Origin of the sequence: Allobacillus sp. SKP2-8 (assembly GCF_007559355.1) — a bacterium.
In the GTDB taxonomy this organism is placed as follows: Bacteria; Bacillota; Bacilli; order Bacillales; family Alkalibacillaceae; genus Allobacillus; species Allobacillus halotolerans.
This window is the reverse complement of record NZ_VMHF01000002.1, coordinates 219,851-240,891: the sequence shown is the minus strand read 5'-3', so window position 1 is coordinate 240,891 and position 21,041 is coordinate 219,851. Positions and strand designations below refer to the sequence as shown.

Sequence of the window (21,041 nt, the reverse complement as noted above, 5' to 3'; positions counted from 1 at the left end):
ATACATTTAAGAAATGGTTGCCATTATCCGAGCATTCGTCACAAAACCCGATAAACGGATAGAATTTTATATAAAATGCTTAAATTTTTAGCCATTTAATGTCTAAACATGCTATTATATAGGAATAGAGATAGGATTCACGAGTCGTGAGGTTGGAGGGCTTCTGATGGAACTGATTTTAACAATTTTAATCATCATAGTTGCATTAATTTTGGTTGGTGTTTTTATGAGACGTAAAGTATACCAACGCGTAGATGCATTGGAAGAAAAGAAAGTCTATTTGATGAATCGTCGAGTAGCGGAAGAATTGGGTAAAATCAGGCATCTCAATCTATCTGGTGAAACAGAGGAGCTGTTTGAATCCTGGCGGGAAGAATGGGATGAAATCAATCATCAAACATTCGGATCGTTAGAAGACCAATTACTCGCATCAGAGGAAGCAGCTGAGAAGTATCGATTCCGAAAAGCTTTCCTCGTATTACAATCTGCTGAAGAAAAATTAAACCAAGTTGAACATACAATTGATGAAATTTTTGCAGAAGTGGAACGGTTGCTTCATTCAGAACAAAACAGTAGAGAAGAAGCGAAAAAAGTGAATCCACGAATCAAAGAAGTTCGAAAAAAAGTTTTAGAAAACGGCTATCAGCTCGGTAAAGCAGAGGTCGTTTTTGAAGTTGAATTAGATGAAATAGAAGCTGAATTGGCTCGATTTGAAGAATTGAGTGACGAAGGCAATTATACGGAAGCTCAATCGTTGATTCATGATTTACAAGCACGTTTAAATGAAATTGAACGGAAATCAAACGAATTCCCGGAATTGTACAGAGCGTGTAAGCAGTCCCTTCCTGAAGAATTGGACCATTTGCAAAATGGCTTACGTGAAATGAGAGATGAAGGCTTCCGAATCCAACATCTAGGTGTCGATAAAGAAGTCAATCTATTGCATGAAACGTTGTTGGCTTTGATTGAGCAATTAAACCAAGGCAATGACGATGGAGTTAGTGAGAAAATTACCGAAGTCGAATCCAGAATGAAAGAAATTTATGATGATTTAGAAAAAGAAGCCTTGGATAAGAAATATGTTGTGGAACATGTTCCAGAAATGGATGAAAAATTGCAGCAAGCCAAAGAGACTTTTGAGAAAACGAAAGAAAGTGTTGCGGCAGTGCAAGAAAATTATCATCTCAATAGTGAAAAGCAAGAAAAGCAAAAGGAACTTGGGCAATTAATTGATGAGTTAGATCGAGCAACCATTGAAATTAAACAGATGCTAGAAGATGACAACAAGCCATTTTCGACAATTCGCACGGCAATCGAACAATGGTTCAATCAGTATAAAGAATGGCAAGAACCGCAAGAAGCATTTGATCATTATCTGCATAACTTGAGGAAAGATGAACTTGAGGCAAGAGATCAAATTGCAGCATTGAAACACGAAATCCTTGTAGTTAAACAAAAGTTGCATAAACACAATTTGCCTGGTGTGCCAAATTACTTGGTCGAACTCGTTAATCAAGCGAGGGAGCTGATCGAGAAAGGGCATGCGAACATCGAAGAGCAACCACTTGATATGGACAAAGCTACTGAGTTGTTGAATGAAGCAGAAAAATGTGTCAAGAAAGCCGTCGAACAAACGGATTTACTCATTGAACAAGCAACACTTGCTGAACGTGTGATTCAATATGCGAACCGGTACCGTAGCCAATATCCGATTTTAGCTGCAAATATCGCAGAAGCTGAAGCGAACTTTCTCGATTTTGAATACGAGCGAGCATTAGAAAAAGCTGCGAACTCCTTGGAAGAGATTGAACCTGGTGCGTTAAAACGAATCGAAGAGTTTATTGGGTCAGAAGAGACTTCAGTTTCCTAAGTAGGAGCGAGTTTAATGGGAATGCGATATGTGATCATGAGCTTGGTTGCCTGTTTAATGACATGGACGGTTGTATTGTTCGTTTTCTTGAATACGGACGATGAAATTCTCCTCGGTTCATCCCATGATGAAATAGCTGAATCGAATATGGTGGGAAAAGAATATGTAGTCTTTATTGAGAGTGAGTCAGTTGTTACTGCTCCAGTTCAAGACCAATCAGCAAAGGAAAAAACAATTGATCGATACAGTAAAAAACAACGATTCAAAGATGGTATCCCGATTGATGAGTTGTTGAATTGGTTAGAGATTGAACAAGAAGCCGTTCCTTCTTCATAAGGAACGCTTCTTTTTTTGAGAATGACTTTCTAACATTGAATCGAATGCAAGGTCTGCATTCATTTTAGTGATTTCCTTCTACTCAGTCTTGTCAATCGACGAGTTTTTGATAATATACTAAGGTGGAAAGTACGCAGACATTTAAAGGAGTACTGAAGATGATCTATTTAGATAATAGTGCAACGACAAAACCGGACGAATCTGTCGTTCGATCCTATACAAAAGTGGCGACTGACTTTTTTGCTAATCCTTCTTCGATACACATCGCTGGTGGAGAAGTTGAAAAATTGGTAAGTGAATCACGAAAACAAATCGCTTCATTACTAGGGATTCATGAAAAAGAAGTCTTTTTTACATCTGGTGGTACGGAAAGTAATAATATGGCGATCCAAGGAATAGCTTATGCGCATCAAAAACGAGGGAACCATATCATTACGTCTGCCATCGAGCACCCATCCGTTTTGGGAACATGCCAGCAGTTAGAACGAGAAGGGTTCCAAGTCACCTATTTGCCAGTAAATGAGACGGGCAAGATCTCGATTGATGACCTAAAAAACGCAATGCGGGAAGAAACCATTTTAGTTACATTGATGCATGTTAATAATGAAATCGGCAGTATCCAGCCAATCGAACAAGTCGCAGACGTTCTAAAAGAATGGCCAGCCGCTCATTTTCATGTCGATCACGTACAAGGGTTCGGAAAGGTTTCGCTTCCATATTCGCATGAAGGCATTGATCTAATGACGATTTCTGGACATAAAATCCATGGATTAAAAGGGACTGGTCTTTTATTGAAACGGAGAGGTCTAATGGTAAAGCCACTATTTTATGGGGGTGGTCAGCAAGACACTTTTCGTCCAGGAACTGAAAATCCAGCAGGCGCCGTATCTTTGGCAAAAGCGATGCGCTTGGCGTTAGAGCAACAGAGGAATTATCCATCGGTGGCATCATTGAACCGAACATTACGTGATCGGTTGAAAGAGATTCCAAACATTCAAATTAACTCACCTGACGATGCGATTGCCAATATCCTTAACTTTTCTGTATTAAAGTTCAAACCAGAGGTACTGATCCATGCGTTGGGTGAAGAAGGTATTATGGTTTCGACAAAGTCGGCCTGTTCTTCAAAACAAAACGAACCAAGCCATGTGTTGCTAGCCTGTGGTTTTGACACGAATGACACAGCCGCTGCTATTCGTGTCAGCATGCATATGAACCAGTCGAAAGAAGATATTGATACGTTTCTAACTGTTTTATATGAAAAAATAAAAAATATCGAAGAATTAATGGGGTAATTTTATGGAATATAATCATTTATTAATACGGTATGGAGAATTAGCGCTAAAAGGAAAAAACAAAAGGCACTTTATACAACTATTGGAAAATAATATGCGTAAAGCTTTAGTTGACTTTCCGAAAACGAAAATACAGGCCAAAAGAGATCATATGTACATTTTATTGAACGGTGAGTCTGCTGAAGGTGTCAGCGAAGTATGTAAGCAAGTTTTCGGGATTCACTCTTTCAGTTTAGCTTTAAAAGTCGAAAATGAAAAAGAAGCAATTAAAGAAGGAGCCTTGGCTGCGCTTGAAAAAGAGACGGGTCAAACATTTAAAGTGGCAACAAAGCGCCCAAATAAAAGCTTTCCAATCTCATCGCAAGAGATGAATCAAATTCTTGGCGGTCATCTTCTTAGTAATACAGACAAGTGGATGGTCAATGTCCATCATCCAGATGTTGAAATACGTGTTGAAATTAGAAAAGAAGCAACGTATATTACATCGTCAAAAACATTTGGTAAAGGCGGAATGCCCGTCGGTTCAGCCGGTAAGAGCTTATTGTTAATGTCAGGTGGAATCGATAGTCCTGTTGCTGGTTATCTAGCTATGAAACGTGGTGTCGAGCTAGAAGCCATTCATTTTCATTCGCCGCCTTTCACAAGTGACCGTGCGCGTCAAAAGGTTGAAGATTTAGCTGAAAAGTTAACGCGTTTTGGCGGGAAAATTACGCTTCACGTCATTCCTTTTACAGAAGTTCAGCAAAAAATTCATAAAGAAATGCCCGAAAATTATGGGATGACGATCATGCGACGGATGATGCTCCGAATCAGTGAAATGGTCGCGGAAAAACGAGAGATTTTATCGATGATCACCGGTGAAAGCCTCGGCCAAGTTGCCAGTCAGACGATGGAGAGCATGCATACCATTAATGAAGTAACGAATTATCCTGTTTTGAGACCGCTGATCTCTATGGATAAATTAGATATCATCGATATTTCTAAAGAAATCGATACGTATGAGATTTCGATCCGTCCGTATGAAGACTGCTGTACGATTTTTGTGCCGAAACAACCAAAAACGAAACCAAGACGTGATAAAGTAAATGCATTTGAATCAAAAGTCGACTTTACTGAAGAATTACAACGAGCTGTCGATGGCATGGAAACAGTAGTGTTTGAAGGCTCTCGCTCTTCTAAAGAAGATGTTTATAATGACTTGTTTTAAGCACGGTAATCAACGATAACTAATCTGTACCTTAGTTTCCATGATTTACACAGTATTGATTTCCTCCTATGAACCACAATAGGTAACGAGGAGGTGATAGGAATGGCAAACCAAAACTCAAACAATTTAGTTGTACCTGGAGTTGAAGCAGCTCTAGACCAAATGAAAGTTGAAATTGCACAAGAGTTTGGTGTTCAGCTAGGTCCAGATTCAACATCTCGTTCAAATGGTTCTGTTGGAGGCGAAATCACAAAACGTCTTGTACAACAAGCCCAACAACAAATGAAATAAAATAGAATAGTGGATTGAATAAAAGCTGTTCCCGGTTTCATTTTTTGAAGCTGTGGAACAGCTTTTTTATTGAATATCAAATGACCTAGGTCACTTTATATGTGAGTAAAAAAATCGATATTGCTCTAGTTGGCATAGTTTTCCTTGGAATGGATTAACCTAAGTATTTGAGGAGGCTTAAAACGATGGGTATATGGATTGGATTAGGGATTTTTACTTTAGTAATCTTGATCATCATCTTATGGTTATTACATAAACCGGTTGAAATTGCCTTGTTCCTTGTTTACTCAAAGAGTGAGAAAGTAGCTACCATACGCATCACGGGGTTGTTCACGAATTATGAAAAATCCCTTATTCTCCCTCAAGGCGAGCAGTTCCTGGACCAATTGACGGTGATGATGAACGAAAATCATAAACGAAAGAAACAGACTTTCTATCGGCAAACATACGAGCAATTGATGGATTTAGCCTCCTCTTTGAAAATGAAGGAATTTAAATGGAAAACGGTATTCGGTTTGAGTAAAGCGAATGAAACAGCTATTCTTTATGGCGTTGGTTATTCCATTAAGCACGCATGTTTTCATGGTATAAAAAAATATGTGAAATCGACGACGATACCTGAGATTGCGATTGAACCCAATTTTCATCAAACCGAATTTGAAACGAACTTCTCTTGCATATTCTTCGCTCCATTCGGTCACATTATAGGTAACTTGAGAAAATTGAAATCGATAGTTAATGAGGTGGACAATTATGAGTGAGGAACATCCGATTCAAGATTTGATGGCAACGGCACTAGATAGCATTAAAGATATGGTCGATGTGGATACCATTATTGGCGATCCGATTGAAACGCCAGACAAGACAGCGGTCATTTTGCCTGTTTCAAAAGTTGGATTTGGCTTTGCTTCTGGTGGAAGTGAATTTGCCGATTCATCGAGTTCAGGTGACTCTGAATCATCCTCTCAGTCGTTGCCGTTCGGCGGCGGAGCGGGTGGAGGTGTATCGATTACACCGATTGCATTTTTGATTGTTCGGCCAGATGATATTCAAATGGTTCATATGAACGACCAAACCCACTTGATGGAAAAACTTCTTGAATTAGCACCAAAGGCGGCCGATTACGTAAAAAGTCTAATCAATAATCAAGGTGGACAACAGCAGCACAATCATCAATCGAATTCGCAACAAGGACCTCCGCCTTCAGCTCCGGAACAATCTTAAAAACAGATAGTATTTATACAATACACGAGACTAGACCGACAATGAACTTTAATTGTTGTTGGCCTAGTCTCTTTTGTTTGAAAAGAAGCGTTAGAAATAAATGAAATACCTCCTGGATTGAAAACGATACTGCTTATGATTAGGAAAAGACCTTGTTTCTCTGCTAAAATAAACAGAGATTGTTTGAAGCGGAGGAATGAACATGGCGGAGCAAATGGAGAAAATGGAACGTCTATTCGATTGGATTGATCAAACGACAAAAATTATTGAGAGTGAAGAGTCCGTCCCATATTTAGAAGCGTTGATTGCTTCCAGTGGGCTTTTATTTGACCCTGAATTACCTGAAAACATGAAGTCTACATACGAAAAAAGTTTAGTAAATCAATTGGAAAGTATCGACTTGCATGATTTTTCCATGGAAGAAAGACGTAAAGCAATGCAAATCGCGATCTTGAAAGGGATGAAAGGCGCGACGCAACAACATCACTATGTAACACCGGACACCATCGGAATATTGATCGGTTATTTGATTGAAAAATTTATGGAAGGGAAATCAAAATTCCGAATGTTTGACCCGGCAGTTGGAACGGCTAACTTTCTTTTAGCTGTATTAAATCAACTGACGAATAAGCAAGTAGAAGCTTTTGGCAGTGAAGTTGATCCAACATTGATGCGATTAGCATATAACCATACGAACTTACAGGAAAGAGAGATTGAATATTTTCACCAAGACAGCTTGAAGCCAATTCTTTTGGAGCCAGTCGATGTTGTCTTGTCCGATTTGCCGGTTGGTTATTACCCAGATGACGACAATGCGCAAAGATTCCAACTGAAAGCTGAAGAAGGCCATTCTTTCGCGCATCACTTATTTATTGAACAAAGTTTAACCTATACGAAACCTGGCGGCTATTTATTCTTCTTAGTTCCAAACTTCTTGTTTGAAATGGATAAAGATAAGAAGTTAAATCAATTTCTCGCCGAAGAAGCTTATATCAATGGCGTATTGGAATTGCCGACTTCTTTATTCAAAGAAGAAAAGCAAGGAAAGAGTATCTTGATCTTGCAAAAGAAAGGGAATGAAGCGAAGAAACCGAGAAAAGTCATGCTAGCACAGCTTCCGTCTTTTAAAGATGCACAAGGTATGAACCGAACGATTGATCAAATTAATGAATGGTTTGCAAATGATCGGTAGTATGAATTAAGTTCAAAATCGGGAGTGATTCAATGGGAGAAGAACGAGTTTTACGTGAAATTGAGCGGTGGGAAAATGAAATGTCCAACTACGAACTCAATGATTTTGAGAAATTGTATGATGAATGGATGATGCAATATTTTTCAAAGCTTCCAGGTCCACTAAAGAAAAACTTCTTCGAATCCATTGATCAATGGTTTTTATACACGTATACTTTTCTGCAAAATACGAACAGCCAGACGGAAGCGACACAGCGAATTTTGCAGATCGCACGCACTTATGATGAAAATATCGAGCGAATTGAAGATTTACAAGAGTTATCGATTGAAAAGCTGACGTATTTAGCTGATCAACAAGTTGCGAAAAATCGGGTATACAGTTTTGCGCAGGGTGGAATTACTGGTGCGGGTGGTTTTCTATTATTGGCTGCCGATTTGCCGTTAATTGTCGCGCTTAATTTGCGAAGTATCCAACTCATTGGTTCGTCATTTGGCTATAACTTGAACAATCCGATTGAAATGTTAATCGCATTGAAAGTCTTTCATGCTGGATCCTTACCAAAGCGTTTGCAAGGTGCTGCATGGGAAGATTTAAAGGAGCAAGTGAAAGAATTGGAGTCCGTGATGAAAAACAAAGAGTTATTGACGGATGAAAGTTGGCTGAACCAACCGATTCGCCAACTGTTTAAAACATTGTTCATTGTTGGTTTCCGAAAAAAGTTATTTCAAGGTATCCCGCTTGTCAGTGTAGGAATAGGGGCAGCTTACAATTATAAGCTGGCTAAACAATTGACGGATTTTGCAAAACGTTTTTATCAATATCGTTTGATACAAGATTATAAAGAGTAGTTCTTTTTACTAAAAATGGCCTCATTGAGAAGTTAATCTCAAATGAGGCCATTTTCTTTACTCTTCGTTTTCCACAGAGGAGCGAACCACAAGAACATCCGTTGTTGCGAAGCGTGTAATATGCTCAGACACGCTGCCAATGAAGAAGCGCTCTACAGTGTTTAACCCTGTCGCCCCGCAAATAATCAAATCAACATCATTCTTAGGTGCAATCTCTTTTGGTATTTTAACTTTTGGTGAGCCGGTTTCAAGAATGGTTATGACATCTTGACAATCTGCTTTCTCGGCTCGTTCTTTATAGTTATTGACTAACTGTAATCCATCATTCTCAATTCGTTGCGAAATCCCTTGATCATAAGCCTCAATAGAAGAATAAGCGCGCGTATCAATCACGTGTGTAATAAGTAACTTGGCATCATTCCTTTTAGCAATCTCAACTGCTTTTTTGAAAGCTAATTCAGATGTTTTGGATCCGTCGACAGCTACTAGGATTTTATGATATTTCATTGCCATATGAACACCTCCAACGAATTTTCAACTCTATATTCATTATATCATTAGTTGAATCAAATGAAACGCAATGCGCATAGGACGATTATTGCCTTTACATGTATTCTTCGTGTTAAAATGAAAGATATGTAAATGTAGCAATATGAGGTGAAAAAAGTGCGACATGTATTAATTACAGCAGGTTCAAAAGGTCTAGGCAAAATGATGACCGATTATTTTTTAAAGAAAGGATGTAGTGTGACAGCAACTTACCGCTCAGACAAGTCGCGGGCAGATCAATTAGTCGAAATGTACAAAGACAAACAAGACCGACTCCAAGTGCTGCAACTGGATGTTACGGATCAAGAACAAATCGATAAAGTTGTAGAGCAAGCAGTAAGCCGCTTCGGCCGAATTGATTGCTTTGTCAGCAATGCAGGACCATATATTTTTGAACGAAAAAAATTGGTTGATTATGAAGAAGACGAATGGAATCAAATGGTCAATGGCAACTTGAATGTTTCGTTTCATTTTCTGAAAAAAATTATACCATTAATGCGTAAACAGCAATTTGGCCGTGTTATATTTTTAGGTTTTCAAGGTGTGAATAATGCGCCAGGATGGATTTACCGGTCAGCATTCGCTGCCGCAAAGGTCGGAACCGCTTCGTTGATGAAAACCATTGCCTTGGAGGAAGCGGAATATGGGATCACAGCGAATATGGTTGCTCCAGGCAATATTACGGGTGAGATGAAAGAAAGTCCTATCCAAGAGAGCCGCCAAGTTTCTGAGACTGAAACACCGATTGGCCGACCTGGAACAGGAGAAGATATTGCACGGACGGTTGGTTTTTTGTGTGAGGATGATTCTGATATGATTACAGGTTCTGTTATTGAAGTTACTGGAGGTTTGGATGTCATTCATCGTCATTTAACAAAATAGTTTCACATTTTAGAAATCTAATGATATATTTGAATATGTTACATATCTTTTCGTTAGGAGGGGTGGGGTATGAGAATTGGTGTACCCAAAGAGATTAAGAATAACGAGAACCGCGTCGCTTTGACACCAGCTGGCGTTGTTTCCTTTGTGGAACAAGGTCATGAGGTTTATGTAGAAACGAATGCAGGTGAGGGTTCTAATTTTACTGATGATCAATATGCCGAAGCAGGAGCTACGATTGTTTCAACTGCAAGAGAAGCTTGGGAACAAGAGATGATCATGAAAGTAAAAGAGCCTTTGGAAGAAGAATTTGATTATTTTTATGAAGGTCAGATTCTTTTGACTTTCCTTCACTTGGCAAATGAGCCGGAAGTAACGAAGGCATTGATTGATCATAAAGTGGTAGGAATCGCTTATGAGACGGTTCAGTTACCGAATGGATCCTTGCCTCTATTGACACCAATGAGTGAGGTTGCTGGACGAATGGCCTCACAGATCGGTGCGCAGTTTTTGGAAAAAACAAAAGGTGGTAAAGGTGTTCTCTTAAGCGGAATTCCAGGGGTTGCTCCTGGAAATGTCACTGTCATCGGTGGGGGTGGTGTCGGAACGGGTGCCGCGAAGATTGCAGTCGGTTTAGGTGCAAACGTTACCATGATGGATGTGAATGCTTCAAGACTTCGTGAGCTGGATGACTTGTTTGGTAATCAAGTGAACACGGTCATGTCCAACCCGTTAAACATTGAGCAGGCTGTAGCTAATTCAGATTTAGTCATCGGAGCCGTTTTGATTCCGGGTGCTAAAGCGCCAACCTTAGTAACAGAAGAGATGGTGAAGAAAATGTCACCAGGCTCGGTGATTGTCGATGTCGCCGTTGACCAAGGTGGAATTTTTGAGACAATCGATCGGGTGACCACACACGACGATCCAACGTTTGAAAAACATGGCGTAGTTCATTATGCTGTGGCTAATATGCCTGGAGCTGTTCCACGTACGTCAACAATCGGACTGACAAACGTCACAGTACCATACGCTTTACAAATTGCCAATAAAGGGTATAAAAAAGCGTGTGAAGAAAATGAAAGCTTACGAAAAGGAATTAACACATTGGATGGCTATTGCACATTTGAAGCAGTAGCAGAAGCACATCAATTGGATTTTAAAGATATCAGTGAGTTGTTAGCCTCTAAATAAAGTGACAAAAAGCTGCCCACCGTCGATTCGTGACGATGGGCAGCTTTCCATTAAGGGTTTTGTCTACAATCCTATTCGTTACAGTTGTATGAGTTCTTTTGTGAATGTTGTCAAAGGCTCTCCACCTCGATCGGTAACAAAAACATCATCTTCAATCCGAACTCCGCCGACACCTGGTAAATAGATACCTGGCTCAATTGTATAACACATTCCTTTTTGAAGCAGTGATTCAATATTCGAAGCGAGTGATGGAAATTCATGGACTTCAATACCTAAACCGTGTCCGATCCGGTGCATAAAATAGTCCCCATAACCGGCGGCTTCGATCACTTCTCGTGCTGTGCGGTCGATTTTACCTAAAGGAACTCCAATCTGGCTGGCTTCAAGCGCTTTCTCTTCCGCTTTCAAAACGGTTTGATAAATTTCTTTTTGTTGATTGGATATTTCGCCAATCGCAACAGTCCGAGTAATATCAGAACAATAACCTTGATGAACAACACCTAAATCCATTAACACAAAGTCCCCCGACGCCATTGCAGTTAAGTCTGGGTTACCATGTGGTGCCGCCGACTTTTCTCCCGTCAAAACGGTCGTACCAAAGGACATTTCCCGAATGCCTTCTTTTTTGAGCGCATACTCGATTTCTGCAATTAGTGAGAGTTCGGTTTGTCCGGGTGCAATATGCTTCAAAGCTGTTTCGATCGCAAAGTCAGCGTATTCGGCTGCTTCTTTTAAATAACGATATTCTTGGTCGTCTTTAATTAAACGGATATTATTTAAGAGCGTTTGCCCATCCACTAATTCAGCAGTATGGAAAACATTTTTCAGCTGCTCGAATCGATTGACATTCAATACTTCCTTTTCAATCGCAAGACGATTAATTCCGTCTATTCCAGTTAGCTTCTGTTTCAATTTCTCCCAAGGATTTTCGTGATCTCCATAATAGATGACATCCTCTGTAAAGCCCGCATTTTTTACGTCTTCTTTTTCAAGTGAAGGACAAATCAATAAGATATTTCCGTGAACATCTACATACAAAGCAAGTAAACGTTCATGGGCTTCTGCGTAAATGTTCGTGTAATAATAAAGATTAGATTTGGAAGTCATGAAGATGGCATCCATTTGTTCTTTTTTTAATTCATTTGTAAGTCGCTCAATGCGTTCCATTTAATCACCTCTGAAATTTTGTTCTTATGTGTTATCCTATCGTAAGAAGGGGAAATAAGAAATAGTATAGAACCCTTGATGTATGGAATTATTTAAAGGAGGTCTTTTCATGAAAGTATCTTATCATGCACATTCCGTTGTAAAAGTTGAAGCAAATGGGAAAACAATTTTAATTGATCCTTTCATCACAGGGAATGAAAATTGCGATCTCAAATTGGAAAGTGTGAAAGCAGATGTTATTTTGCTGACACATGGACATAATGATCATGTTGGGGATACAGAAGAAATCGCCAAAAATAATGACTCCCTCGTCGTAGCACCATTTGAATTGGCCAATTATCTAGGTGATAAAGGGTTAAACACTCATCCAATGCATATTGGTGGCTCACATGAATTTGACTTTGGAACGGTTAAATTCACACAAGCGTTCCATGGGTCAAGCTATACAGAAGAAGACGGCACGATTGTTTATACAGGCATGCCAGCTGGGATTATGCTGACGATTGATGGAAAAACCATTTATCATCTAGGTGACACGGCATTGTTTACAGATTTGAAAATGTACGGTGAAATGCATGACATCGATTTAGCCTTCGTTCCGATCGGGGATAATTTCACGATGGGGCCAGATGATGCGAAGCTGGCTTCGGAATGGATTCAAGCAAAACAAGTCGTTCCGATTCACTATGATACGTTCCCTGTTATTGAACAAGACCCGAATGCCTTCGTAGAAAAGTTAGGCAAAGGAGTAGGGAAAGTGATGAAGGCTGGGGACATGGTTGAATTATAAATTTTGACGAGACAGATGCCACGAGGTTTGCCTCGTGGCATTTCCATTATCGCGTTCCCTCGGTCGAATAGGGAGGGGCACTCTATACCCCCGAAAGGCGTTCAAATATTTTTCTTCGGTCGAATAGAAGCATTCTATACGCCCGAATGGCACTCAAATATTTTTCTTCGGTCGAATAGAAGCACTCTATACCCCCGAAAGGCGCTCAAATATTTTTCTTCGGTCGAATAGAAGCACTCTATACCCCCGAAAGGCGCTCAAATATTTTTCTTCGGTCGAATAGGAGCATTCTATACGCCCGAATGGTGCTCAAATATTTTTCTTCGGTCGAATAGGAGCACTCTATACGTCCGAAAGGCGTTCGAATGTTTTTCTTCGGTCGAATAGAAGCACTCTAAACACCCGGATGAACGAAATTAAAAGTCCTTCGGTGGAATATAGAAGTTTTTTTGAAAAAAGGCATAAGTTAAAACGTAGCGAAGATCTTTACAAGTTCCTAGAGCCAACTTCGAAAACAATCATCCATCAAACGCTAAAAAATTTCTTTTAATAGGAAAAATTGAACCACATGACCTATTAGGGGTATAATAAGAACAAGAATTTATCTTGAGAATCGGGTGAAATATATGCTGACAAAGCATGAACAAATTTTAAAATATATTGAAGAGCTTCCGGTTGGCACGAAAATTTCTGTTCGATTGATTGCTAAAGAGCTACATGTGAGTGAAGGAACTGCTTATCGAGCAATCAAAGAAGCGGAAAACACAGGGTATGTGAGTACCATTGAACGAGTTGGAACTATCCGAATTGAAAGAAAGAAAAAAGAAAACTTCGAAAAGCTGACGTTTGCTGAAATCGTCAATATTGTGGATGGCCATGTACTGGGTGGAAGAGCGGGCTTACATAAAACATTAAGTAAGTTTGTGATCGGTGCGATGCAATTAGAAGCGATGATGCGCTATACCGAAAAGGGATCATTGCTCATTGTCGGAAACCGTGTTAAAGCTCAGGAAAAAGCACTCAGTGAAGGAGCCGCCATTTTAATTACAGGTGGGTTCGACACAAGTGATTATGTGAAAGCATTAGCCGATGAATATGAGCTGCCGGTGATTTCTTGTACATATGATACATTTACTGTGGCCACAATGATCAACCGGGCGATCTATGACCAACTGATTAAAAAAGAAGTTACGTTAGTCGATGATCTATATACACCTATCGACCACTCAGTGAACATAAGAAGCGGTGACTTGGTCAAGAAATGGCATGAGCTGAATGAAGAAAGTAAACATAGCCGTTATCCAGTTTTGGATGGTAATAATCGAGTAATTGGTATTTTAACTTCAAAAGATGTCATCGGCAAAAATGAGGATATGAAGGTTGACAAAGTAATGACGAAGAACCCGATTACCGTTAAAGCAATGACTTCTTTAGCTAATGCCGCCCATACGATGGTGTGGGAAGGAATCGAATTATTGCCTGTGGTAGATGAGAGTGATGTCTTTTTAGGTGTGATTACTCGCCAGGATGTCATTAAAGGATTGCAGAATTTCCAAAGACAACCACAGATCGGTGAAACAATTGATGACATTGTCCAAAAAGAATTAATTTACGATGAAGAGAAGAAATTGTTTGAGGCAGAAGTCACGCCACAGCTAACGAATAATCTTGGAACGTTATCACATGGAGTATTCGCTTCTTTTGTCTCTGAAGCTTGTAATCAAGTATTAAAAAGAAACAAAACAGGCGACATGGTCATCGAAAATTTATCGATCTACTACATGAAGCCTGCTCAGTTAGGGAATCGTTTAATTATAACGACAGAAATACTTGAATCCGGCCGAAAATTTGCCAAGGTGGACGTTCAAATATCCTCCGATTTAGGCCTTGCCGGAAAAGCAATGGTGATGGTTCAATTTATTGACCGCTAACATTCAGTCACTCAGACGAATGATTTCACCACGGTAATGTTTATATAATCGATATCCATAAACGATTTGGATAATGCCTAGGATCACAAACAACAAGCAAACAAAGAGAGCCAATTGGGTTTGATAGTAAACATATTGGTTCGCTCCGAATGTAGAAATGAAGATACCTAGAGCGATTCGTGCTTTCGCGTTGGTAAATCGCATGGTAAGTGGATCTTTTTGACTGATGATTCGGACTTTAAAATAAATATATAGAATAAATGAAACAACAATCAATGTAATAAATATTGGCATGAAAATTCCTCCTAGAAAGATAACTTCTTTTATTGTACAGATTGTCTTGTAAAAATTCTAGCCACCGAGACGATAAAGGTATGGCGAAAAATTGAATGAACGCAATTGTTTTAGAGAAAGGGTGCTTTATGTGACGGAACAAATCATTGAACTCATCGAAAAATACAACAAAATTATCATTCATCGACACGAACGACCAGATCCGGATGCTTATGGATCACAAGCAGGTCTAGGTGAAATCATCCGCCAATCGTTCCCGGATAAAAAGGTGTTGCTTGCTGGGGAAGAAGAAATGTCTTTGAACTATCTCGCACGCCTAGATGATTTTGCAGATAAAGAGTACGATGGAGCATTGGTAATTGTTTGTGATACGGCGAATGAGGAGCGAATCAGCGATCAGCGTTATTCACTTGGAGAAGTCGTCGTTAAGATTGATCACCATCCAAATCGAGAGCCGTATGGCAATTATATGTGGGTAGACCCATCAGCTTCTTCGACGAGTGAAATGATTTATGAGCTATATGTAGCTGGAAAAGAACGAGGATTCCAGTTGAATCGAGAAGCGGCAAGACTATTGTACGCTGGAATTGTCGGCGATACAGGTCGCTTTTTATTCCCGAGTTCAACAAATCGTACATTTGAAGCGGCAAGAGAATTAGTTCAATATGATTTCGATCGTGACTCATTGTATGACAGCATGTACCAAGTGCCACTTAAAATTGCCCGCTTGAAGGGACATTTACTCCAACAAATGACACCTCGAAAAAGTGGAGCTGCCGTGTTTCGGTTATCAAAAGCATTATTGGCTGATTACGGGGTCACGAGTGAAGAAACCCATTCATTTGTTGGTATCGCTGGAGATATTCAAGAAGTCATTGCTTGGGTATTTTTTATCGAAGAAGATGATGTGATTCGTGTGCGGTTACGTTCGAAAGGCCCTGTGATCAATGAATTGGCTTCTCGGTACAACGGTGGTGGACATCCGATGGCTTCTGGTGCAAAGGTGTATACGTGGAATGAGGCAGGTTTGTTGGTCAAGGACTTAGATCGAATTTGCAATGATTATTTAGCGGAACATGATTTAAAACAATAAACAAAAAACTGGTCGTTTCATTCGACCAGTTACCCATTTATTTATAGGGGAATTCATCTGTTTAAGTAAGAATTACACATATCTTTGTCTCTGGAATAATAGCCAGATTGGACTATTGGGCTTTGTTCACTTGTTCTGGGATGAACCAGCAACCTACGTTGGTCCGTTCTACGATAATGTTTAAATTATTACGATGAATTCTTCGATTTACGAGTCGGATGACTTCTTCAGTTTCAGCAAATGCCGAATAACCATTCATGAGTAAGGCAACTTTGTCGTTGGCGATTCGTTGTGTGTGAATTACTTTCATCATTACCACTCCTTCTTAAAAGAATTCGATTCTCTTACAATTATATTTTATCCCATCCAATTGGTTCCTAATTATTGATATGAAAATTTTCTAAAAATGGACACATTTTTATGACCATTTTATGAACAAACTAAAGCGTTGCCCCTCCAGTTTCCACTTGAACTTCGACCGTGATCACTAAGATCGGAGCGACAGTCAAATGAGAGATGGTAACCGAGTAATCGATATCTCTAACATGATAGGTTTGATTCTCAATCGTCCGAATGAGCAAATCTCGTTGATCCGAAACAGAAGCGATGTTTCTTCCAATCACAGGGTTGAGTTCGTCCTCGATCCGTTCAGTCAATTCATATTCTGTAAACCGATCAAGTTCAAGTTCTTCAGCGTTATCTAAATTGATTTCAAATGATTGGATCGTTAGTTTCTCTTCATGTTCTTCATTTAAATTTTCTTTATCCTGTTTCAAGAGGTCGTTTTCCTGTTTCACTTGCTTTAACTCTGTCCGAATTTCCATGTTTTCTTCAATCCAGCGTTCGGTATGTTTTCCGTAAACAAATAAAAAAAAGATATAACCGACAATGACACCAGCCAAAACACCAAGGAAGAAACTTTGCCATGTTCTTTTTTTGTAGTAAGGAGGAATGTGCATATGCTTTCGTCCAATCATCAAATAAGGTCATTAAAATTCACTTTGGGTAATCCATGAAATAAGCATGAGAGAGGATTTAACGCCTCCCATGGCTGTAATAATCAATAATATTTGTTTGATTAAGTCAATGGTCGATGCTTCAAATATCCCTTTCTCAAATGTCGATATGGCATCGAAAGTCCCGCCGATTGCAGCGACGATTGCCCAAATGCGTAACCGTTTGGCGGCAAGAATCAATTCAGAAATAGGTGGTTCGCCTGTTAAATAAGCACTGAGACTGCCAAAAAGTGCACCACCAGTCACTACGCCAAATGAGATAAAAAAAACTTTGATCATCGCAAATATAACTCGTTCTTCCATTCGTTGACTTCCTCTCAATGCACGACATGTCCTAGTTCCATTCTATGAATTGAATGAAATTGATATGTTGAGATTTCAAGAAGTTCATTGCTCAGCTATAATAGATAGTAATGATTAATTTTTGTACGTAGATAAACAGAAGATAATGAAAGAATGGAAAAGACATAGAAGGTGTGGTTCCGATGGAGTTTGTCCACTTACAAATACATAGTAGTTTTTCGCTAATGGAAAGTACAATTGAGCTCGAATCGTTAGTAAGTGAAGCAAAGCAAAGCGGCATGCACTCATTGGCGTTGACTGATCATGAGGTGTTATTTGGTGCATACCGGTTTTATGAGTTGTGTTCTCAATATGATGTGAAACCGATTATCGGTATGACAGCCGATGTTTACATGGAGTCAGAATATCGACCACTTCGGTTTATTTTATTGGCAAAGAATATACGCGGGTATGAAGAGCTCGTTCAATTATCCAACCGAAAGATGGCGAAGAAAGAACCGATTCGATTGGACGATCTATCGGAATGTACCAACATTTTTTGTGTATTATCCGTTTACAATACCTTTATCGAGGACTTGGTATATCTGGAAGATGATCAAACGATCCAAAATATCTTCCAATCGCTTGATGCGAAGTTGAAAGATTGGTATATAGCCGTGCAACCTTATATTGAAAATGAGCGATTGAATCAATGGGTGGAGCAAATCACTCAGCATTACGCTGATCGAATGATTGCTACGGTGGATGTTAGGTATTTAAAAGAGCGTGACAAAATTGGTTATGAGTCACTGTTAGCAATGAAAAAACAATCCTCTCTGTCTTCCATTCGCCAAAAGAATACAGGTGCTCATCATTTTGTAACTGGCGAACAATTACCGACTGAATTTGTGAATAACTATCCAGAAGCCATTGAACGTACAATGAAAATTGCAAATGAGTGCCAAGTTGAGTTTCCTGATCAATGGTTTGAATTGCCTCATTTTTCAATGGGTGAAGGTCAAAAATCCATCGACTTTCTGCGCGAACTTTGTGAAAAGCAACTGCCAGTTAAATGTGCTGAATCTCAAATGGAACGTGCAAAAAATAGATTGGACGAAGAATTGTCGATTATCGGAAAAATGGATTTTGCTGATTATTTCCTAATCGTTTGGGACTTTATGCGGCATGCGCATAAAGAAAACATTTTGACTGGTCCAGGAAGAGGTTCTGCGGCAGGGTCTCTTGTTGCTTTTTTGCTTGGAATTACGAAGGTAAATCCTTTGACGTATGATTTGTTGTTTGAACGTTTTTTAAATCCTGAACGTAAATCGATGCCAGATATCGATATTGATTTTTCGGATTATCGAAGAGAAGAGATGATTCACTATGTCAAAAATAAATATGGGCAGCATCGTGTTGCCCAAATTATTACTTTTGGTACATTTCAATCTCGTTCAATTATTCGGGAACTCGCAAAGGTTTTCCATATAACCGATGAGCAAATGAATTGGTTGCTGAAGCATTTACCGAAGCAGTCAACGTCCCTTCGAAAGCTTATTCAAGAAAATGAAACGTATCGGAATTACATCCAGGAATCCCAACAACTGATTCACATGTTTCAAGCTGCGCTCGTCATCGAAGGGTTGCCACGTCATCATTCAACGCATGCGGCTGGTGTCGTGATCAGTGATCGGTATCTCACAAATACTGTTCCGGTTATAGAGGGACAGGATGGTGTCTATTTAACCCAATTTCCGATGCAAGACCTAGAAGCCATCGGATTGCTGAAAATTGATTTTCTTGGTTTGAGGAATTTATCATTGCTTGAACGGATGATCCGTCAAATAAGAGAAAAAGAAGGAAAAACAATTTTGTTGGAAAAACTACCGATGAATGATGCGAAAACGTTCCAATTACTGAGATCGGGTCATACGACGGGCGTGTTTCAGCTTGAGTCCAGTGGGATGAAATCAGCCCTTCGACAAATTCAACCGAATCGTTTGGAAGATATCGTAGCGGTTAATGCGTTGTTTCGTCCAGGTCCGATGCAATTCATTGAAACGTATGCCAAGCGTAAAAATGGTCAGGAAGCGGTTTCTTATATACATGATGATTTAAAACAGATTTTACAGGAAACGAACGGTGTACTGATTTATCAAGAGCAAATTATGCAGGTCGTTAGTCTGATTGCGGGCTTTTCTTATGGGCAAGCAGATATTTTACGGCGTGCGATCAGCAAAAAGGATCCAGACGCCATTGCGAAAATGAAGGATCTATTTATGCAAGGAGCTGAAGCGAACGGGTACGAACCAACCATAGCTAAAGAAATTTTTTCATGGATTGAGCGATTTGCTGACTATGGGTTTAATAAAAGTCACGCTGTTGCATATTCGATGATTTCCTATCAAACAGCTTACTTTAAAGCGAATTATCCGGCGTATTTTTACGCGGAATTATTAAGCTCTGTCATCCATGATTCAACAAAGCTCGAAAAATATATTAAAGAAGCCAAACAAGTCGGGTTGAATGTGTTGCCGCCTTCGATTAATAAAAGTTTTGGTAAATTCACCGTTGAAGAAGCGAATACAGTTCGTTTCGGTTTGCTGGGGATTAAGGGATTTGGTCGACAAGCATTGATGGAAGTGTTAGATGCACGTAAACAACAACCGTTCAAGGACTTATTTGATTTTACAAGAAGAGTACACTTGAATGTGATCACTCAGACGGCAATTGAATCACTCATTATCGTCGGCGCATTTGATTATTCCAATCGAAATCGTGCTCAACTATTAGCTTCAACCGTTCAGGCAATCGAGCAAGGAGAACTTTTTTCACATTTCAATGAACAAATGAACTGGAATGAAGATTTGTTTCATATGGATATCGAATATACACCAGCAGAACCATTCTCAACGCTTAAGGAAATTAGTATGGAGAAAGAAGTGCTTGGATTCACGTTAAGCGACCATCCTTTGAAAAGTGTCCGAAGAAGTTTATTGAAACGAGGGCAGGCTACCATCCAACAAGTTCGGAAGCTACCAGTAAAAAAACAAACCAGAACAGTCGCCTCAATTGATGAGATTAAGCAGATCCGCACGAAGCGTGGCGAGCAGATGGCTTTCATTCGAATGCAGGATGAAACAGAAGCCCTCGATGGCGTTATTTTTCCGCAAGTCTATCGAGATGTAGGAAGAAAAATTACGGAAGGTATGATTGTTGAGATTGAGGGACGAACGGATGAACGAAATAATGAAAAGCAACTTATTATTCAAAATGTAACCGAATTGGACATTCAGCAATTACCTAAAGATAGTTCACAGCTCGTTTTCATTCGTATTTACGACAAGGAAAAGGAATATTTACAAATGATTAAACAAATCAGCAAAATGTATCCTGGAACGGCTCCCATTGTCCTTTATCTGGCGAATGAGAAAAAGTCGTACCAGCTATCTGTACAGTACGATCTGAAGTTAAGCGAAGAATCGATTCATTATCTTGGTGAGGTGTTCGGAAACGATAATGTTGTCATACAAAAGCGAAAGCGTTGAATAATATTGAAATAGCAACAATCTTTGTCACAACC

General features: G+C 39.5%; 21 protein-coding genes. 15 read left to right on the top strand and 6 right to left on the bottom strand.

What is annotated here, in order from left to right:
* The first annotated feature begins 166 nt into the window (after positions 1 to 166).
* From FPQ10_RS04450 to FPQ10_RS04410, 9 genes are all read left to right on the top strand, one after another.
* The gene (locus tag FPQ10_RS04450) at positions 167 to 1,870 is read left to right on the top strand and encodes a septation ring formation regulator EzrA (RefSeq protein ID WP_144160881.1); all 1,704 of its coding nucleotides are present in this window, start codon (positions 167 to 169) and stop codon (positions 1,868 to 1,870) included.
* Positions 1,871 to 1,885: 15 nt separating this feature from the next.
* Positions 1,886 to 2,206 (top strand): hypothetical protein, encoded by a 321-nt coding sequence (locus FPQ10_RS04445; RefSeq protein WP_144160878.1) that lies wholly within the window; start codon positions 1,886 to 1,888, stop codon positions 2,204 to 2,206.
* A gap of 158 nt (positions 2,207 to 2,364) precedes the next feature.
* Positions 2,365 to 3,501, top strand: coding sequence for a cysteine desulfurase family protein (locus FPQ10_RS04440; RefSeq protein WP_144160875.1), 1,137 nt, complete (start codon positions 2,365 to 2,367; stop codon positions 3,499 to 3,501).
* A gap of 4 nt (positions 3,502 to 3,505) precedes the next feature.
* The gene (gene thiI, locus FPQ10_RS04435) at positions 3,506 to 4,708 is read left to right on the top strand and encodes a tRNA uracil 4-sulfurtransferase ThiI (RefSeq protein ID WP_144160872.1); all 1,203 of its coding nucleotides are present in this window, start codon (positions 3,506 to 3,508) and stop codon (positions 4,706 to 4,708) included.
* Between the two features lie 102 nt (positions 4,709 to 4,810).
* Positions 4,811 to 4,999 (top strand): alpha/beta-type small acid-soluble spore protein, encoded by a 189-nt coding sequence (locus FPQ10_RS04430; protein WP_144160869.1) that lies wholly within the window; start codon positions 4,811 to 4,813, stop codon positions 4,997 to 4,999.
* 185 nt (positions 5,000 to 5,184) lie between these two features.
* Positions 5,185 to 5,760, top strand: a complete 576-nt coding sequence (locus FPQ10_RS04425) for a DUF2953 domain-containing protein (protein ID WP_144160866.1) — start codon at positions 5,185 to 5,187, stop codon at positions 5,758 to 5,760.
* Positions 5,753 to 6,223 (top strand): GerW family sporulation protein, encoded by a 471-nt coding sequence (gene ytfJ / locus FPQ10_RS04420; RefSeq protein ID WP_144160863.1) that lies wholly within the window; start codon positions 5,753 to 5,755, stop codon positions 6,221 to 6,223. Before FPQ10_RS04425 ends, ytfJ begins: the two co-directional genes overlap by 8 nt.
* 202 nt (positions 6,224 to 6,425) lie before the next feature.
* Entirely contained in the window at positions 6,426 to 7,415 is a 990-nt protein-coding gene (locus FPQ10_RS04415) for a class I SAM-dependent methyltransferase (RefSeq protein WP_255439691.1), read from the top strand.
* 32 nt (positions 7,416 to 7,447) lie between these two features.
* Positions 7,448 to 8,263 carry an EcsC family protein gene (locus tag FPQ10_RS04410; RefSeq protein WP_144160859.1) on the top strand — a complete coding sequence of 272 codons (816 nt, stop codon included), beginning with the start codon at positions 7,448 to 7,450 and terminating at the stop codon, positions 8,261 to 8,263.
* 57 nt (positions 8,264 to 8,320) lie between these two features.
* On the opposite strand, the gene FPQ10_RS04405 is transcribed toward FPQ10_RS04410, so the two are convergent.
* On the bottom strand, positions 8,321 to 8,776 hold the full coding sequence (locus FPQ10_RS04405) for a universal stress protein (RefSeq protein ID WP_144160856.1): 456 nt from the start codon (positions 8,774 to 8,776) through the stop codon (positions 8,321 to 8,323).
* Positions 8,777 to 8,929: 153 nt separating this feature from the next.
* Here FPQ10_RS04405 and FPQ10_RS04400 point away from each other — a divergent pair, with 153 nt between their 5' ends.
* Both FPQ10_RS04400 and ald read left to right on the top strand, forming a co-directional pair.
* Entirely contained in the window at positions 8,930 to 9,694 is a 765-nt protein-coding gene (locus tag FPQ10_RS04400; RefSeq protein WP_144160854.1) for an SDR family oxidoreductase, read from the top strand.
* 69 nt (positions 9,695 to 9,763) lie between these two features.
* Positions 9,764 to 10,885 carry an alanine dehydrogenase gene (gene ald / locus FPQ10_RS04395; RefSeq protein ID WP_144160851.1) on the top strand — a complete coding sequence of 374 codons (1,122 nt, stop codon included), beginning with the start codon at positions 9,764 to 9,766 and terminating at the stop codon, positions 10,883 to 10,885.
* A gap of 78 nt (positions 10,886 to 10,963) precedes the next feature.
* Here the strand turns inward: ald and FPQ10_RS04390 are convergent, their stop codons facing one another.
* Entirely contained in the window at positions 10,964 to 12,052 is a 1,089-nt protein-coding gene (locus FPQ10_RS04390) for a M24 family metallopeptidase (RefSeq protein ID WP_144160848.1), read from the bottom strand.
* A gap of 109 nt (positions 12,053 to 12,161) precedes the next feature.
* Between FPQ10_RS04390 and FPQ10_RS04385 the strand changes: the two genes are divergently transcribed.
* The gene (locus tag FPQ10_RS04385) at positions 12,162 to 12,842 is read left to right on the top strand and encodes a metal-dependent hydrolase (protein ID WP_144160845.1); all 681 of its coding nucleotides are present in this window, start codon (positions 12,162 to 12,164) and stop codon (positions 12,840 to 12,842) included.
* A gap of 626 nt (positions 12,843 to 13,468) precedes the next feature.
* Positions 13,469 to 14,773: a DRTGG domain-containing protein gene (locus tag FPQ10_RS04380; RefSeq protein ID WP_144160842.1), complete on the top strand. Its 1,305-nt coding sequence runs from the start codon at positions 13,469 to 13,471 to the stop codon at positions 14,771 to 14,773.
* A gap of 3 nt (positions 14,774 to 14,776) precedes the next feature.
* On the opposite strand, the gene FPQ10_RS04375 is transcribed toward FPQ10_RS04380, so the two are convergent.
* Complete coding sequence (locus FPQ10_RS04375; RefSeq protein ID WP_144160839.1) at positions 14,777 to 15,067, bottom strand: YtpI family protein; 291 nt, start codon at positions 15,065 to 15,067, stop codon at positions 14,777 to 14,779.
* Positions 15,068 to 15,197: 130 nt separating this feature from the next.
* On the opposite strand from FPQ10_RS04375, the gene FPQ10_RS04370 reads away from it, so the two are divergent.
* Positions 15,198 to 16,160, top strand: coding sequence for a DHH family phosphoesterase (locus FPQ10_RS04370; protein WP_144160836.1), 963 nt, complete (start codon positions 15,198 to 15,200; stop codon positions 16,158 to 16,160).
* 112 nt (positions 16,161 to 16,272) lie between these two features.
* On the opposite strand, the gene FPQ10_RS04365 is transcribed toward FPQ10_RS04370, so the two are convergent.
* From FPQ10_RS04365 to FPQ10_RS04355, 3 genes are all read right to left on the bottom strand, one after another.
* The gene (locus tag FPQ10_RS04365) at positions 16,273 to 16,470 is read right to left on the bottom strand and encodes a YtzJ family protein (protein ID WP_144160833.1); all 198 of its coding nucleotides are present in this window, start codon (positions 16,468 to 16,470) and stop codon (positions 16,273 to 16,275) included.
* A gap of 130 nt (positions 16,471 to 16,600) precedes the next feature.
* Positions 16,601 to 17,119, bottom strand: coding sequence for a sporulation membrane protein YtrI (ytrI, locus tag FPQ10_RS04360; protein WP_144160830.1), 519 nt, complete (start codon positions 17,117 to 17,119; stop codon positions 16,601 to 16,603).
* Between the two features lie 30 nt (positions 17,120 to 17,149).
* A complete protein-coding gene (locus FPQ10_RS04355) occupies positions 17,150 to 17,479 on the bottom strand; it encodes a YtrH family sporulation protein (RefSeq protein WP_144160827.1) in 330 nt (109 codons plus the stop codon).
* A gap of 182 nt (positions 17,480 to 17,661) precedes the next feature.
* Between FPQ10_RS04355 and dnaE the strand changes: the two genes are divergently transcribed.
* Complete coding sequence (dnaE, locus tag FPQ10_RS04350) at positions 17,662 to 21,006, top strand: DNA polymerase III subunit alpha (RefSeq protein WP_144160824.1); 3,345 nt, start codon at positions 17,662 to 17,664, stop codon at positions 21,004 to 21,006.
* Positions 21,007 to 21,041 lie beyond the last annotated feature (35 nt).